The sequence below is a fragment of the Occultella aeris genome (assembly GCF_902703175.1).
Classification (GTDB): Bacteria; Actinomycetota; Actinomycetes; order Actinomycetales; family Beutenbergiaceae; genus Occultella; species Occultella aeris.
Window position 1 is genome coordinate 58694 of sequence record NZ_CACRYJ010000034.1, and the last position, 14311, is coordinate 73004.

At 72.6% G+C, this 14311-nt stretch carries 15 protein-coding genes; 11 read left to right on the plus strand and 4 right to left on the minus strand.

The features are described 5' to 3' along the window. Window positions 1–791: 791 nt before the first annotated feature. From HALOF300_RS12185 to HALOF300_RS12195, 3 genes are read left to right on the plus strand one after another with little or no spacing between them, the layout of a single operon-like run. Window positions 792–1103 (plus strand): hypothetical protein, encoded by a 312-nt coding sequence (locus HALOF300_RS12185; RefSeq protein ID WP_156741211.1) that lies wholly within the window; start codon window positions 792–794, stop codon window positions 1101–1103. Between the two features lie 11 nt (window positions 1104–1114). After that, the gene (locus HALOF300_RS12190; RefSeq protein ID WP_156741212.1) at window positions 1115–2761 is read left to right on the plus strand and encodes an alpha/beta hydrolase; all 1647 of its coding nucleotides are present in this window, start codon (window positions 1115–1117) and stop codon (window positions 2759–2761) included. An 11-nt stretch (window positions 2762–2772) separates the two neighbouring features. Next, entirely contained in the window at window positions 2773–3240 is a 468-nt protein-coding gene (locus HALOF300_RS12195) for an LppA family lipoprotein (RefSeq protein ID WP_197522513.1), read from the plus strand. 44 nt (window positions 3241–3284) lie between these two features. Here HALOF300_RS12195 and HALOF300_RS12200 read toward each other — a convergent pair whose 3' ends face one another. Together HALOF300_RS12200 and HALOF300_RS12205 are read right to left on the minus strand one after the other, a co-directional pair. Continuing rightward, complete coding sequence (locus tag HALOF300_RS12200; protein WP_231955284.1) at window positions 3285–4466, minus strand: RNA polymerase sigma factor; 1182 nt, start codon at window positions 4464–4466, stop codon at window positions 3285–3287. Further along, entirely contained in the window at window positions 4463–4876 is a 414-nt protein-coding gene (locus tag HALOF300_RS12205) for a YciI family protein (RefSeq protein ID WP_156741213.1), read from the minus strand. The genes HALOF300_RS12200 and HALOF300_RS12205 overlap by 4 nt, the downstream gene beginning before the upstream one ends. Window positions 4877–5036: 160 nt before the next feature. Here HALOF300_RS12205 and HALOF300_RS12210 point away from each other — a divergent pair, with 160 nt between their 5' ends. From HALOF300_RS12210 to HALOF300_RS12225, 4 genes are all read left to right on the plus strand, one after another. Beyond that, entirely contained in the window at window positions 5037–5951 is a 915-nt protein-coding gene (locus HALOF300_RS12210) for a phosphotransferase enzyme family protein (protein ID WP_197522514.1), read from the plus strand. Between the two features lie 163 nt (window positions 5952–6114). Further along, the gene (locus tag HALOF300_RS12215; protein WP_156741215.1) at window positions 6115–6672 is read left to right on the plus strand and encodes a DUF6529 family protein; all 558 of its coding nucleotides are present in this window, start codon (window positions 6115–6117) and stop codon (window positions 6670–6672) included. Then, window positions 6618–7148, plus strand: coding sequence for a Rieske (2Fe-2S) protein (locus HALOF300_RS12220; RefSeq protein ID WP_231955285.1), 531 nt, complete (start codon window positions 6618–6620; stop codon window positions 7146–7148). The genes HALOF300_RS12215 and HALOF300_RS12220 overlap by 55 nt, the downstream gene beginning before the upstream one ends. Before the next feature lie 301 nt (window positions 7149–7449). Further along, a complete protein-coding gene (locus HALOF300_RS12225) occupies window positions 7450–8259 on the plus strand; it encodes an MBL fold metallo-hydrolase (RefSeq protein ID WP_156741216.1) in 810 nt (269 codons plus the stop codon). 9 nt (window positions 8260–8268) lie between these two features. Here the strand turns inward: HALOF300_RS12225 and HALOF300_RS12230 are convergent, their stop codons facing one another. Beyond that, complete coding sequence (locus tag HALOF300_RS12230; protein WP_156741217.1) at window positions 8269–8646, minus strand: VOC family protein; 378 nt, start codon at window positions 8644–8646, stop codon at window positions 8269–8271. 60 nt (window positions 8647–8706) lie between these two features. Continuing rightward, the gene (locus tag HALOF300_RS12235; RefSeq protein WP_156741218.1) at window positions 8707–9462 is read right to left on the minus strand and encodes a hypothetical protein; all 756 of its coding nucleotides are present in this window, start codon (window positions 9460–9462) and stop codon (window positions 8707–8709) included. A 102-nt stretch (window positions 9463–9564) separates the two neighbouring features. Between HALOF300_RS12235 and HALOF300_RS12240 the strand changes: the two genes are divergently transcribed. The 4 genes from HALOF300_RS12240 to HALOF300_RS12255 all read left to right on the plus strand — a co-directional run bounded on the left by HALOF300_RS12240 (window position 9565) and on the right by HALOF300_RS12255 (window position 14310). After that, window positions 9565–10155, plus strand: a complete 591-nt coding sequence (locus HALOF300_RS12240; RefSeq protein ID WP_156741219.1) for a PadR family transcriptional regulator — start codon at window positions 9565–9567, stop codon at window positions 10153–10155. Further along, complete coding sequence (locus HALOF300_RS12245) at window positions 10152–10895, plus strand: ABC transporter ATP-binding protein (protein WP_156741220.1); 744 nt, start codon at window positions 10152–10154, stop codon at window positions 10893–10895. Before HALOF300_RS12240 ends, HALOF300_RS12245 begins: the two co-directional genes overlap by 4 nt. After that, a complete protein-coding gene (locus HALOF300_RS12250; protein WP_156741221.1) occupies window positions 10895–13582 on the plus strand; it encodes an FtsX-like permease family protein in 2688 nt (895 codons plus the stop codon). Before HALOF300_RS12245 ends, HALOF300_RS12250 begins: the two co-directional genes overlap by 1 nt. A 74-nt stretch (window positions 13583–13656) precedes the next feature. Then, window positions 13657–14310 (plus strand): vitamin K epoxide reductase family protein, encoded by a 654-nt coding sequence (locus HALOF300_RS12255; RefSeq protein WP_197522515.1) that lies wholly within the window; start codon window positions 13657–13659, stop codon window positions 14308–14310. The last annotated feature ends 1 nt before the right edge of the window (window position 14311 follow it).

Consider the following 14311-nt stretch of genomic DNA (forward strand, 5'->3'; position numbering starts at 1 on the left):
CACGGTGGGTGACATCGCGGTGGGGGTGCTGGGTGACGCGGACGTCTCTTCCTCGCAGGGGCAGGAAGAGGCGGCTCCTGCTCCGGTGGACGTGACGACCGGAGGTGGTGATGCGACGGCAGACGGGCTTGCGTCCGATGTGGTTGCGGACAACACGGTGACGGCTCCGGTCGCGGTTCCGGTCACGGTGGGTGACATCGCGGTGGGGGTGCTGGGTGACGCGGACGTCTCTTCCTCGCAGGGGCAGGAAGAGGCGGCTCCTGCTCCGGTGGACGTGACGACGGGCGGCGGTGACGGAGCCGCGGTCGGTCTCGTCTCCGACGTGGGCACCGGCAACGCCCTGACGGCGCCGATCACCGTGCCGGTGGACGTCGGGTGCATCTCGGCCGGCGTTCTCGGCGACGCGAGCGCAGCCTGCGCGACCGGGGCCACCGCTCCGACCGACCCGACGGATCCCACGGACCCGACGGACCCGACGGACCCGACGGACCCGACGGATCCCACGGAGCCGACGGATCCCACGGACCCGACGTCTCGGTCGACGTCCGGCCAGCTCGGCGGCCGGTCCCCGCAGGGACCCGGGGCGCACGCCCCGCCCCCCGGGGCGCCGGCCCACGTGGGGGGCATGGGGCCGCGCCCCGCGGGGGGGTGTCGGGGGTTGGGTGTGCGCCCCCCGCCCGCGACTCGGTCATGGGTACCTCTGGCCATCGCGCCGGCCAGCCCGACGCCGCTACGGTGCATCAATGCCCCGCGCAGTGGGGGCCGGGGGTCAACACGTAGGGGAGTCCTTGGTGGCGAGTGTCGAGGTGGTGCCTGCCGATCTCGCTGCCGCCGCGGCGCGGCTCGAGGAGGCGCGCGAGGGCGTCGCCTCGGTTCGCACGGCCGACGATCTCGCGACCGTGACGTCCGCGCTCGCCGGCGCCGAGAGCGCGCGGGCGGCCGAGGAGTTGGCCACGGCCTGGAAGCAGCGGTTCCGCGCCTGGGACACCGCCGCGCAGAACCAGATCGAGGCCATGGGTGTCAGCGCGCAGGCCTACGAGGAGCAGGACGGCGAGGGCGCCACCGCGTTCAACGCCATAAGTCCGCCGCTGGGGGCGCACTGACCATGGTGACGATGTCCCAGGTGCGGTCCTGGCGGCCGGCCACGCTCGGCCTGGTCGCCGACGCGATGGTTCAGCGCCGTCGCACGCTCGTCGCACTCCAGGACGAGATGGACGACGGAGCCCCGCCGTCGACCTGGGTCTCCGAGTCGCGAGACGCGGCCGTCGCCTCGCACACGACACTGCGTGAGTCCCTGGCGGACCTGGTCGCCGAGGTGGCGCAGGTGGCCGCAGCCCTGGATATCGCCGTCGACGCGGTCACCCGCGCACAGGGCGAGCTCGACGAGGCGCTGGGTGTCGCCGCCGGCAACGGGTTCAGCGTCTCCACGACCGGGCGGGTCACGGACAACCGGGACACCCTCACCGACGACCAGGAGGTCGCCGACCGGCGCGCGATCCGCGAGGAGATCGTCGACAAGATCGAACAGGCCCTGCGCAACGCTGGCCACGCGGACACCTCGCTCGCGGCTGCGCTGCGCAGCGCAGCGGGCGGGGTCGACGGCGGAACCTCCTCGCTCGCGCAGGCTGCGGCCACCGGGACCGCGGGCGGGCAACGCGGCGTGCTCGCGCCGCCGACCGGCGGCACCGATCACGACCTGAACTCGTGGTGGGAGGGCCTCACCGAAGACGAACAGGCCACAGTGATCAGCGAGCACCCCGAGTGGATCGGTAACACCGACGGCATCCCGGCCTGGGCACGCGACGACGCGAACCGGGAGCTCATCGACGACTACCGGGCGGACCTGACCGGCCAGCTCGCCACCGCGCAGGAGGCAGGAGACAAGGGCCTCTCCGAGACGCTCACCCAGAAGCTCGACGGGCTCGATGCCGTCGAGGACACCCTCGAACTCGGCAACCGGCAGCTGCTGCTGCTCGACATCACCGGTGAGGACCAGCTGATGGCCGCGATCGCCTACGGGGATGTGGACACCGCAGACCACGTCGCGGTCTTCACGCCCGGCTTCACCACCACCGTCGCGGGAGACATGGCCGGCTACGACAGCCAGGTGGCGAACCTCGTCGAGGAAGCCGCCGCGCAGTCGGACAAGTACGGCGACGGCGGCACGGTCGCCGCAGTGAGCTGGCTCGGCTATGAGGCACCACAGTGGGACAACGTGCTCGATCCGGGCTCGTCCGTCGCCTCGCGCGCCCCGGCGGAGGCGGGCGCCGGCAACCTGGCCTCGTTCTACAACGGCATCGACGCCTCCCGGGACGCCGATCCGCACCTGACCGCGCTCGGGCACTCCTACGGCTCGCTCACCACGGGCCTGGCCCTGCAGGAGCAGACCGGTGTCGATGACGCGATCCTGTTCGGCTCACCCGGCATCGGCACCTCGCACGTGGAGGACCTCGACGTCTCCGGCGGGCACGTGTACCGGCTCGAGGCCCGCCGGGACGTGGTCGCCGACGTCGGTGGCCTCGGACAGTTCGGCATCGACCCCTCCTACATCGACGGGATGACCGGCCTGAGCACCGAGCAGGGCTCCATCGGAGGCGTCGATTACGCCGAGTCCGTCGGCCACAGCGACTACCTGACCCGGGGGTCGATGAGCCAGCACAACATGGCGTCCATCGTCGCCGGGGTGCCCGAACAGACGGTGGAAGGGGACACCCGCGGCTTCGGCGACATCCTCTCCTGGCCGCTGCCCTGGACCTACTGATGGACGAACCGATGACTCCGCCTCCGCACCCCGCGTCCCCTGGATCCGCCCCGAGCATGGAGCAGGTGCTGACCGACTACACAGCGATGCGCGACGAGATGGTGGCCGCGCTCGCCGAGTCGCTGGGGGAGCGGGCTTGGCGGGAGTCGCCGAACTCGCCCGGCTTGCGCCGGTCGCGGGTCGGTGGCGCGGACCCCGCGGCTGAGCAGGTGGGCCTGGTGACCTGGTCCTTCGAGGGCACCTACGCCGTCGACGCATGGCACGGCGCTGCCCGCCTCGTCGCCGAGGTCGGCCGTCGGCATGGCTTCACCGACGGTGGCATCACGGTGGACCGCCCGGGGGACCTGGAGATCTTCGGCGTCGATGCCCACGGCGGCCGCTACACGTTCGGGATGGCCACCAACACCATCCTGACCCTGCGAACCGGGCCGCACCGGTGGGAACACCCACCGGAACCGGCCGACCAGCAGCGGACCTGACCTTCCGCGGGAGCGGCTCGGGGGTTCGCTCCCGCGGAAGCCGCTCACGCGTCGCGAAGGCGCGCCGCCTGCCGGGTGAGGTGGTCCCGCTCGGCAGCACTCGCGGCGAGCCGCGCCGCCTCCAGGTACTCCTCGCGGGCCGTGTGCGACTCGCCCGCCCGCTCGTGCAGGTGCGCCGACACGGCCGTGCGCCGGGGTACGTCCACCGGCACCGCCGCGAGCGCACGCAACCCGGCGAGCGGGCCGTCGGCCTCGCCGAGCGCGACCACCCGGTTCAGCGCCACGACGGGGCTGTCGGTGAGCGCGAGCAGCTCGTCGTACCAACCGAGGATCTGCGTCCAGTCCGTCTCCTCGGCCCGCTGCGCGTCCGCATGCAGCGCCGCGATCGCGGCCTGTGCCTGGAACTCGCCGACCCGGTCCCGGGCGAGCGCCTCCTGTAGCAGGCCGATCCCCTCCGCGATCCGGACGGTGTCCCAGCGGGACCGGTCCTGCTCCGCCAACGGCACCAGCGCGCCGTCGGGGGTGAACCGGGACTCCCGGCGGGCGTGGTGCAGCAGCATCAGCGCGAGCAACCTGGCAACCTCCGGGTCCTGCGTTCCCGCGGCGAGCTGGCGAGTGAGCCGGATCGACTCGGCGGCGAGGTCGATGTCCCCGCCGTACCCCTCGTTGAAGATCAGGTACAGCACCCGCAGCACCCGGCCGAGGTCGCCCGGACCGTGCACCCCCTGCGCTGCGACCGTCCGCTTGGCGCGGCTGATCCGTTGCGCCATGGTCGCCTCGGGAACGAGGTAGGCCTCGGCGATCTGCCGGGTGGTCAGGCCGCCGACCGCGCGGAGCGTCAGGGCCACGGCGGACGACGGCGTCAGGTCGCGATGGCAGCACAGGAAGAGCAGGAGCAGGGTGTCGTCGCCGGTCTCGGCCGGTCCGGCCGGTGGCTCGGCGTGGTCGATCAGTTCCCGACGGCGGCGGGCCGCCTCCGAGCGAAGCACGTCGAGGTGCTTGCGCCACGCCACGGTCACGAGCCACCCCTTGGGGTCCTCGGGCCGGCCGTCGGGCCAGCGCTGGACCGCCTCGAAGAGGGCCTCCTGCACGGCGTCCTCGGCCGCCGCGAACTCGACGCCGCGACGGACGAGGACGGCCAGCACCTGCGGGCCGAGTGCCCTGAGCAGGTCGTCGGAGCCGACCGGCGGCTCGGACCCGTCGCTCGCCGCCGGTGGCACGGTCACTCGGTGACGGTAGGCGGGTTGCCGAGGAACGGCCGGACCTCGATCCACTCCTGGAGCGGCCGACCGCCCGGGCCCGGCGCCGAGGACAGGTGTGCGGCCGCCTCGTGGGCCTGTTCAAGCGTGTCCATGTCGATCACCATCCACCCGGCGACCACGTCCTTCGTCTCCGCGAACGGCCCGTCGGTCACCGGCGGCCGGCCCTCGCCGTCGTACCGGACGAACGTGCCCTCAGGTGAGAGTGCAGCGCCGCTGACCCACTCGCCCCGCTCGCGCAGGTCGTCGGCCATCCGGTCCATGAACGCGATGTGGTCGGTGACCTCCTGCGGCGTCCACTCGTCCATCGGCCTCTCGGCGTTGGGCATCTGCTTCGGTCCGCCGCGGTAGTGCTTGAGCAACAGGTACTTGGCCATCGGAGTCCTCCTGGTTCGTGGCGGCCATTGTGGCTGCCCTCACCCCTGGGACGGAACCCCTTGCCGGTTCTCGACATCGCCGGAGGCACCGAACTCCGCTGGACGCTTCGGCTAGCCTCCGAACGACCATCGAAAGCGGACCGGGTAGGCGGTGTGGATCGTGCCAGACCTCGATGTCGCCGCCATCCTGGCCGGGTACGGTCTGCGCGTCACCGGGCCCGCGGTCCCGCTCACGGGAGGCGAGGACAACCGCAACCTCCGTATCGCAACCGACGGGGCCGAGGTGGTCCTGCGCGCGTACCGGTTCTCCGGCCCTGAGAAGATCCGGGCCGAGCTGCGGTTGGTCGCCTTCCTCGCCGAACACGGGTACCCGACGCCGGCGCCGCTGCGAACCCGCGGCGGCGAGGTACTGGTGATGGTCGGGTCCCCGGTCGCGGTGTTCCCCATGGTGCCGGGCGCGATCCCCGACACGGTCACCGTGCCGCTGGCCGAGCAGATCGGTGAACTGCTGGCGGGCCTGCACCTGCTGACCGCCGGCTGGGCCGACGCGCGGATCCCCACGATCGACCGCCTCGGCGTCATCGACCGGGCCCTGGCCTCACAGCCCGACCTCGACGGCGTCGCCGAGTGGCACGCGCAGCTGCGCCGCTTCCTCGACGACCACGGAGCCGACCTGGCCCGCCTGGGCGAGCTGCCGACCGGTCCGCTCCACCACGACCTGCACCGCCACAACCTGCTGCTCGCCGGCGGTGCGGTGACCGCGGTCCTCGACTTCGATGAACTCAACGAGGGACCGCTCGTCCTCGACCTCGCCCGCGCCTTGCAGTACCTGGCACTCGACCGCGAGGACCGGCGCCTGCCGCGCGACCTGGCCGACGCCGTCGTGGCGGGATACGACCGCACCCGGGCACTCACCGCGGCCGAGCGTCGCCTCCTGCCGGTCGCGCTCGACCTGGTCGGCATCGTCGACGCCGCAGGCGTCATCATGTGGGCCGCACCCGAGCTGGGCCTACGACGGGTCGATCAGTGCCACAGTTGGGTGGCGTACCTACGCAACGCGGAGTCACGACTCTGATCGTGCCGGTCAACCCGAACCGGGACAGGGCCGATGTCGTTACCCTGGAACAGCGCCCGGCGGACACGCAGCGCAGCGTGGGCGCGATGGTGCGTTCCCGGCTCCGGTCAGTGCTTCGGGGCGTCCCCACTCGGTCCGCGAAGGTCGACGGGAGGTGACGGCGATGGCGACGGTTGCGAGCCCGCGGCGATCCGTCTCGTGGGCGGCCGCCCTGCTGCTGGGTGCCGCGGTTGCCGTCGGGCTCGGTGTGTACGGCAGGCTCCACGAACCCGGTTCGGTCGCGCTGTATACCCTGGGCTTCTCCGGCCAACTGCCGATGAAGGCGTGGCTGAGCACGGTGGTGCTGATCTTCGCGGTGCTCCAGGTGGTCAGTGCGCTCTGGATGTGGGGTCGCCTTCCGGGGGTCGGCACAGCCCCGGCCTGGGTCGGTCCGGTGCACCGTTGGAGCGGCACGATCGCGTTCGTGGTGAGCCTGCCGGTGGCCTTCGCGTGCCTGTGGACGCTGGGATTCCGCTCCGGCGATGTTCGGGTTCTGGTGCACTCGACCGCCGGGTGTCTGTTCTACGGCGGGTTCGCGGCGAAGATGATCGGACTGCGGCTGAAGGCCGCGCCCCGGTGGGCGCTCCCGGTGCTTGGCGGGACGGTGTTCACGCTGATCGTGCTGCTGTGGCTGACCTCGGCGCTGTGGCTGTTCACGACGCCCGGCTTGGCGAAGATCTGAGCAAGGTGGCGGCGATGTCGAATCACGTGTCCCGTCGCCGGATGCTCGGCGCCGGCGTCGTCCTGACCGCTGCTGCGGCGGGGTACGTGGTGGCTCGCAACCTGCCCTCCGCCGAGAGGCCCGCTGACACGCGATACCCGCTGCCCGGAGAGCCTTCCAGCGAGGTGGGGGACTCCGACACCACCGATCCAGGGACGAGATTGCTCGCGGTCGATGAGATTCCGGATGGCGGCGGCGTGGTCCTCGCCAAGCAGCAACTGGTGCTGACCCGATCTGGTGACACGGTCCGCGGCTTCTCCGCGGTGTGTACCCATCAGGGTTGCCTGGTCGATGCGGTGCGGGACGGCAGCATCGTCTGCCCCTGCCACGGCAGCCACTTCGATGCCGATACCGGTGCCGTGTTCACAGGCCCCGCCAGTCGGCCGCTGCCGGACGTGGCGGTCACCGTGGCGGGCGGGGAGGTGAGGCTGGGATGACCGCCGACCAGTCGACCCCAGGAGGGGATCGGGCAGCATCGACGACACCCCGGGCAACCTCCGGGTTCTGGCGGTTCCTTCCCACATTGATCTGGCTCGCCGCCCTCGGATTCGCCCTCGGAGCCCTCATTGGGCTGCCCTGACGGCCGCTCGGACACGATCTCGGAGCCGGATACACGTCCGGCGACCGGAGGGAGATGTGGCGCCGCCCGCAGCCGGACGCGGCCTTGCTAGCCTCGCCGAGGGCCGGCGAGGCCCGGCCGGGGCAACCCTCGGAACCTCACCATGGAGCGGAGCGGGCATGGCGGCGCAGGCCACGCGGATCACGGACCGGGTCGAACTCCTCCGATGTGACAACCCGGGCCCGATGACGCTGGAGGGCACGAACACATACCTACTGCGCGAGCCCGGTAGCGCGGAAGTCCTGGTGGTCGATCCCGGGCCGCTGGATCCCGTCGATCCCGGGTACCCCGAGCACCTCGCACACCTCGACCTGGTCCGCGCCCGCGCCGAGGCCGACGGTGGCAGGGTCGCCGCGATCTGGCTCACCCATCACCACCTCGATCACGCCGGCGCCGCCGAGCGCCTCGCCGACCTCACCGGCGCGCCCGTCCGGGGCGCCGGCCGCGGCGCCGCCTTCACGGATGGGGAGTCGGTCCGGCTTGGCGGTCTCGAGGTGGTGGTGCACCTCGCGCCCGGGCACACGGCGGACTCGGTGCTGGTGCGCGCGCCCGCCGAGGCGCTGCTGCTGTCCGGGGACACCCTGCTCGGCCGCGGCACCACGGTGATCATGTGGCCGGACGGCGATCTCGGCGCCTACCTGGACACCCTCACCGCGATCGCGGCGGACATCGACGCCGGCCTCGTCACCCGGATCGCCCCTGGGCACGGCCCGCTGATCACCGAGCCGGCCGCGTTCGTGGCCGGAGTACACCAGCACCGGCTGGACCGGCTCGACCAGGTGCGCGCCGCCGTCGGGCAGGGCGCCGAAGGCGTCACCGGCGTGGTGCGCGCCGTCTACGGCGACCAGGACCCGAAGCTCGCGGCGGCCTGCGCGCGGATCGTGCAGGCGCAGTTCGCCCACCTCGGCCTGGACCCGGAGACGGACTGAGTCAACGGTTCATGCCTTCGGCGGGTGCTCGGCGATGCAGAAGAGGTTGCCCTCGGGGTCGGCGAGGGTGGACCACTGCACCCAGGGCACCTCGTCCAGGACGTCCCAGCGGTGCGTCGCGCCGAGGGCGACGGCCCGCGCGACCTCGGCAGTACGGGTGCCCCAGGCGACGGTCAGGTCCAGGTGGGCGCCCTGCCGGTCGGGGCGGGGGCCGCTCGCGGGCGTGATGAACATCCCGAAACCGCCGGGTCCCGGTTCGAGGTAGACGTTGCCGCCTGCCCCGTTCGGCGTGCTGCCGAGGAACTCGGCCCAGAACGCGGCGAGCACGGTTGGGTGCTCGGCCTCCATGTTGAATGCCCCGAGGGTGATCGCTGCAGTCGTGGTCATCCGCAGAGCGTACGAGGAGGGTGCGACATCGCCCTCGCGATCGAATCAGCAGCGAGGGGCTCAGGCGTCCGGCTTGAACTTTCGGCGGGTCCGCTCCGAGAGTGCCCCGAGGGTCAGGCCCGCAACACCGGTCCGCCCCGCACGCAGGTGGAGCACCTGACCGGCGCGCGGGCCGCCGGGCACGTCCTTGGGCAGCGAGGTGGATGCGATCAGCCAGGTCGGCAGCGTGAGCAGCCGCAGCACAGAGCGCAGCCGGTCCGACTCGCTCTCGCTCTCGGTCAACTCCTCGTCCAGGAGTTCCTCGATGTCCTCGGCCGGGTCGGACTCCTCGTCATCGGGCGCTCCCGGGCCCACGCAGACGCGGACCAGCTCGGCGGCACTCTGCGCGCCGGATCCGCCGAGCGCGAGCATCGCCTCCGGCAGCGGGTCGCCGAACTCGTCCAGCGGGATCTGGCCGACGGCAAGTTCCTCGTCGTCCTCGGGTGCACTGTCGAAACTGCCGATCCGCTCGCCCGACTCGTAGGCCCAGAGCCGCAGGCGCTTGTCCCGGTCAACCTCGACGGCGATCGCGACGGCGCCGAGATCGGCCGCCAGGTCGCGGGCCAGGGTGTCGATGGTTCGCTTGCCCGCGGCGACCGTCCCGCGTGCGTTTGTCGCGACCGCGAGCACCCAGTCACCCTCCTGTGGACCGACGAACCCGGTGAAGGCGGTCTCGACCAGACCGGCAGCAGCAGCGTCCCGTGTGGCCGCGAGGTACACACCGGCGTAACTCTCGCCCACCACCTTGTCCGGATCGGAGGAGCCCATGGGAATCATCGGGCCAGTCTGGCACCGGCGAGCCAGGGCTAGGCATGGTTACCGAGTAACGCTATGGTTACCGGGTAATTGCCGCCGCGGTGGCGGTACGGGAGGGGTGCCATGTCCGTCAAGCAGAGCCTGCTCGCCCTGCTCGCCGAGGAGCCGATGGGCGTGTACGCGCTCCGCAAGGAGTTCGAGGCGCGCACCGGTGGCACCTGGCCGCTGAACATCGGGCAGGTCTACACGACGATCCAGCGCCTGGAGCGGGACGGGCTGGTCGAGCGCACCGACGACGCCGATGGGGACGGGGACGTCGAGCGGTTCGCGCTGACGGACCCGGGGAGGGCCGCGGCCCTCGGCTGGTGGCTCTCCCCGGTGCGGCGTGGTGCGCCGGAGCGGGACGAGCTCGTCATCAAGCTCGCGCTCGCCGTCGGCGCCCCCGGCGTGGACATCCGCGCCGTCGTGCAGACGCAGCGCAGCGAGACGATGCGCGCCCTGCGCGACTTCACGCGGCTCAAGGCCGCTGAGCCCGACGGCGGAGCTCGCCCGGGCGATGACCTCGCCTGGTCGCTCGTGCTCGACCACCACGTGTTCGCGGCAGAGGCCGAGATGCGCTGGCTCGATCACGTCGAGGCCCGGGCCAGCCGGGCCGCGGCCGCGGCCCCCCGCTCGGCCTCTGCGGTCGACGCGCCGGCCCGGAGCCGGCGATGAGCGCCGCGCCGGTCATCCTCGAACTCATCGGCGCCACCCGGGTGCACGGCGAGGGCGTGCGAGCCGTCCGGGCGCTCGACGACGTCACCCTGAGCGTCCGGATGGGCGAGCTCGTCGCCGTGATGGGCCCGTCCGGATCCGGCAAGTCCACCCTGCTGAACCTCGCGGGCGGACTGGACACCCCGACATCGGGCGCCGTGCGCCTCGCCGGCGAAGCGCTCTCGGACCTGGACGCGAAGGGCCGGGCCGCGCTGCGCCGTCGGCGGATCGGTTACGTCTTCCAGGACCTGAACCTGATCCCGGCCCTCACCGCAGCGGAGAACGTCTCGCTGCCCCGCGAGCTCGACGGCGCCCGGCCGCGCAAGGCGAAGCAGGAGGCCCTGGTCGCCCTGGAACAGGTCGGCGTCGGGCACCTCGCCGGCCGGTTCCCGGACGAGCTGTCCGGCGGACAGCAGCAGCGGGTCGCGATCGCACGGGCCCTCGTCGGTCCGCGCCGCCTGGTCCTCGCCGACGAGCCGACCGGTGCGCTGGACTCGGTGACCGGCGAGGCCGTGATGCGGGTGCTGCGAGCACGGGTGGATGCCGGCGCGGCCGGCCTGCTGGTCACCCACGAGCCGCGGTTCGCCGCCTGGGCGGACCGGACCGTGTTCCTGCGTGACGGCGTGCTGGTGGACAGCACCAGCGACGAGCAACCCGAGGCGCTCCTGGCGGCATCCGGCCCGCGCCACCGGGAGGACTGATGCACCGCTGGCTGACCCGCTGGCGGGCGTCGCTGCGGATCGCGCGCCGGGACGCGTTGCGGCATCGCGGCCGCACCCTGCTCGTGGTCGCGATGATCGCGCTGCCCGTGTTCGGGGCGACGTTCGTAGCCACCACGATCCGTTCGTCCAGCCCGACCGTGGCCACCACGCTGCAGCAGACGCTGGGGGACGACGCCCAGGCGTTGGTCACGGTGGACTCGTGCGGCTTCGTGATCCAGCAGGTGCCCACCGGCGGGCGGACCTGCCTGAGTGACCAGCCGGTCGAGGAGGTCGGTGAGGCCGATATCGCGGCACTGGTGCCGACCGGAGCCGAACTCGTCCCGCGGCGTGAGTTCGCCGTCGACCTGTCCACCGACGACGTGCGGATCAGCGACGAGGTCCTCGCCGCCGCGGATGCCGAGCGGGTACCCGGGCTGCTGTCGCTGACGTCGGGCGACGTCCCGTCCGCGCCGGGCGAGGTGGTGCTGGCTCAGCGGCTCGTCGACAGGCTGCGGATCGAGGTGGGGGATGCCTTCACGATCGGGTCGGGGGAGACCGACACGCCCGCCACGCTCGTCGGGATCACGCGCAACGGGGACTCCTCCGGGCTGGCTGCGGAGGGCACCCTGCCGGAGGAGGGCGCGCTCTCAAGGTCCTGGTACGTGCTCGGCCCCGACGCGGTCACCTGGCCGGACGTGCTGGCGTTGAACGAGATCGGGGTGGGCGCCGTCAGCCGGGCCGTGCTCCTGGATCCGCCGCCGCGCTCCGAGGTCCCCTATTACGCGGCCTTCGGCGCGGACTCACGCCCTGGCAGCACCATCGGGCTTGTCGCCGCCGTCGCCGGGATCGGCCTGCTCGAGGTCGTCCTGCTCGTGGGTCCGGCGTTCGCTGTCGGGGCCAAGAGCAGTACCCGTCAGCTCGCCCTCGTCGCGGCCGCCGGTGGACGGCCCGCGGACCTGCGCCGCATCGTGCTGTCGGCGGGCCTGGTGGCCGGCCTCGGTGCCGCGGCGGTCGGGATCGTGCTGGGGCTGCTCGGCGGCGCGATCATCTATCTGGTCCAGAGCCGCGGTGACTACCCGCCGCCGAACCTGGCACTGCCCACGTGGGAACTCGCGGCGATCGCCGGGGTCGCGGTCGGTCTCGGGCTCGCGGCGGCCTGGCTGCCCGCCCGCGCCGCCTCGCGGGCCGACGTGGTCGCGGCACTTGCCGGCCGTCGCTCCGAGGCCACGCCCCGACGGCGGGTGCCCTGGATCGGGGGCGGGCTTGCCGTCGTGGGCCTTGGCTTGGCGATCGTCGGTGCGACCCGGGCCACGATGCCGATGCTCGTGGCCGGGGTCCTCGTGCTCGAGGTCGGCCTGATCCTCGCTGCCGGCGGGATCATCGCCCTGCTCGGCCGGCTCGCGCCGCGCCTGGGGGCTCCCGCGCGGATCGCGGTGCGAGATGCCGACCGCCAGCGCGGCCGGACCGCACCGGCCGTCGCCGCCGTGCTCGCCGCCGTCGCCGCGGCCACCGCCGGGATGGTCTACACGACCAGCGAGGCTCGTGCGCAGGACGCGTCCTGGGCGCCGCTGGCCGTCGACGGCACGGGTTACCTGACCACCTACGGGTTCACCGTGCCCGGCGAGGACGCCCAAGACCTGTTCGATGAAGCCCTGGCCGCGGTCCGGGCCGAGCGCCCCGAACTGGCGGCCACGCCCGTGCTCGGCCTGATCCCGGACGACCCGGCCGGCTTCGTGGAACTCTGGGCCGATCCCGACCCGGCGACGGTGTGCCCGGACGAACTCACGGAGGATGAGCGCGTCGACGATGAACGGTGTTCGTCATGGAGCGTTCAGAGCGGCTACGGGTGGGGTGCGCAGCACCTGGTCGACGACGGCACGATGGTGGCGGCCTCGGGGCTACCCGGCGCGGCCGAGGCGGCGCAGGCGCTCGCGGACGGGCAGGTCCTGGTCAACGACCCGGACCTCATCTGGCCCGACGGGCTGGTGCACCTCACCCTCGTCCCCCCGCGGGACGAGGCCGGCAACGAGGCCGCCGACCCGCTCGAGCTGACCGCGCCCGCACACGTAGTGGACTGGCAGCACTGGACCTACGGACTCCTGCTCTCCCCCGAGGTCGCCGAACAGCTCGACCCGACGAGCCTGGCCGCCCGGGTGGCGCCGGTCGGCGCACTCCTCACGACTCAGGGCGGGCTCACGCAAGCCGACGTGGACGAGATGAGCCGCAGCCTGGCTGACGCCGGCTCCTCGGTCGACCTCTTGGTCGAAGGCCTGCAGAAGAGCCAGGACACCGTCGGTATCAGCCTGATCGTTGCTGGCGCCGCCCTCGTGATCGCCCTCGCCGCGACCGGCCTCAGCGTCGGGCTCGCGGCGGCCGAGTCCCGCCCCGACCTCGCCACCCTGGCCGCCATCGGTGCCAGTCCCGGTCTGCGCCGGAAGGTGGCGGGCGCGCAGGCGGGCGTGATTGCCGTCATCGGCGCGGTCGTCGGGGTCGGGACCGGGCTCGCGCTGGGCTACGTGCTCAGCCTCTGGCAACGGACGGCCGGGAACTGGGGCGCGCTCTGGGAGTTCACGGTGCCGTGGCCGGCCGTGGCGCTGCTCGCCGTCGGGCTCCCGGCTCTGGCGATCGGCGGCGCGATGCTGCTCACCCGTGCCCGTCTGCCGATGGTGCGCAGGATCGCGCAGTAGGAGGTGGGGCCGCGGGGCCTCTGCAGGGACGTACGTCCCACGCCCTGCCACCGGCGGTCGCCCACCATGGGACGGTGAGCAGCACCGTCGATCCGACTCCGGACCCGGCCGTGGACGAGGGACCGGCACTGGTCGGCCGGCGGCACCGCCCGCGGCTGCTGTTCGCGACCATGATGGTCTCTTCCATCGTCTGCCTGATCGCCTCCGCGGTCCTGGCGATCGACGCCGTCATCCTCGCCGCCGAACCGGCCGCCTCGCTCAGCTGCGACATCAACGCCGTCGTCAGCTGCGCCACGGTGGCGCAGTCCTGGCAGGCGAACGTCTTCGGGTTCCCGAACGCGTTCATCGGGCTCGCGACCGAACCGGTGATCCTGACGATCGCCGTCGCCGGCCTCGGCGGGACCCGGTTCCCGCGCTGGTTCCTGTTCGCTGCCCAGATCGGCTACGCACTCGGCCTGATCTTCGCGTACTGGCTGTTCGTCCAGTCGCTCACTGCGATCGGCGCCCTGTGCCCGTGGTGCCTGACCATCACCGTGTTCACCACGATCACGTTCTTCACGTTGCTGCACCTGAACGTGGTGCAGGGCAACCTCTACCTGCGCCCACGCGCGCAGGAGTGGGCCGCCTCGATGGTGAGGTCCGGCGCCGACTGCCTGATCCCGGTGCTCCTGATCGCCTTGATCGTCCTGGCCATACTGCTCACACACGGAGTACGGCTCTTCGCCTGAG

What these genes read in the sequence shown, in the direction of transcription:
- HALOF300_RS12250 (WP_156741221.1), top strand. Translation starts at nt 10,895, where the DNA reads ATGCACCGCTGGCTGACCCGCTGGCGGGCGTCGCTGCGGATCGCGCGC.
- HALOF300_RS12205 (WP_156741213.1), bottom strand. Translation starts at nt 4,876, where the DNA reads ATGGCCAAGTACCTGTTGCTCAAGCACTACCGCGGCGGACCGAAGCAG.
- HALOF300_RS12215 (WP_156741215.1), top strand. Translation starts at nt 6,115, where the DNA reads ATGGCGACGGTTGCGAGCCCGCGGCGATCCGTCTCGTGGGCGGCCGCC.
- HALOF300_RS12225 (WP_156741216.1), top strand. Translation starts at nt 7,450, where the DNA reads ATGGCGGCGCAGGCCACGCGGATCACGGACCGGGTCGAACTCCTCCGA.
- HALOF300_RS12195 (WP_197522513.1), top strand. Translation starts at nt 2,773, where the DNA reads ATGACTCCGCCTCCGCACCCCGCGTCCCCTGGATCCGCCCCGAGCATG.
- HALOF300_RS12230 (WP_156741217.1), bottom strand. Translation starts at nt 8,646, where the DNA reads ATGACCACGACTGCAGCGATCACCCTCGGGGCATTCAACATGGAGGCC.
- HALOF300_RS12240 (WP_156741219.1), top strand. Translation starts at nt 9,565, where the DNA reads ATGTCCGTCAAGCAGAGCCTGCTCGCCCTGCTCGCCGAGGAGCCGATG.
- HALOF300_RS12235 (WP_156741218.1), bottom strand. Translation starts at nt 9,462, where the DNA reads ATGATTCCCATGGGCTCCTCCGATCCGGACAAGGTGGTGGGCGAGAGT.
- HALOF300_RS12245 (WP_156741220.1), top strand. Translation starts at nt 10,152, where the DNA reads ATGAGCGCCGCGCCGGTCATCCTCGAACTCATCGGCGCCACCCGGGTG.
- HALOF300_RS12190 (WP_156741212.1), top strand. Translation starts at nt 1,115, where the DNA reads ATGTCCCAGGTGCGGTCCTGGCGGCCGGCCACGCTCGGCCTGGTCGCC.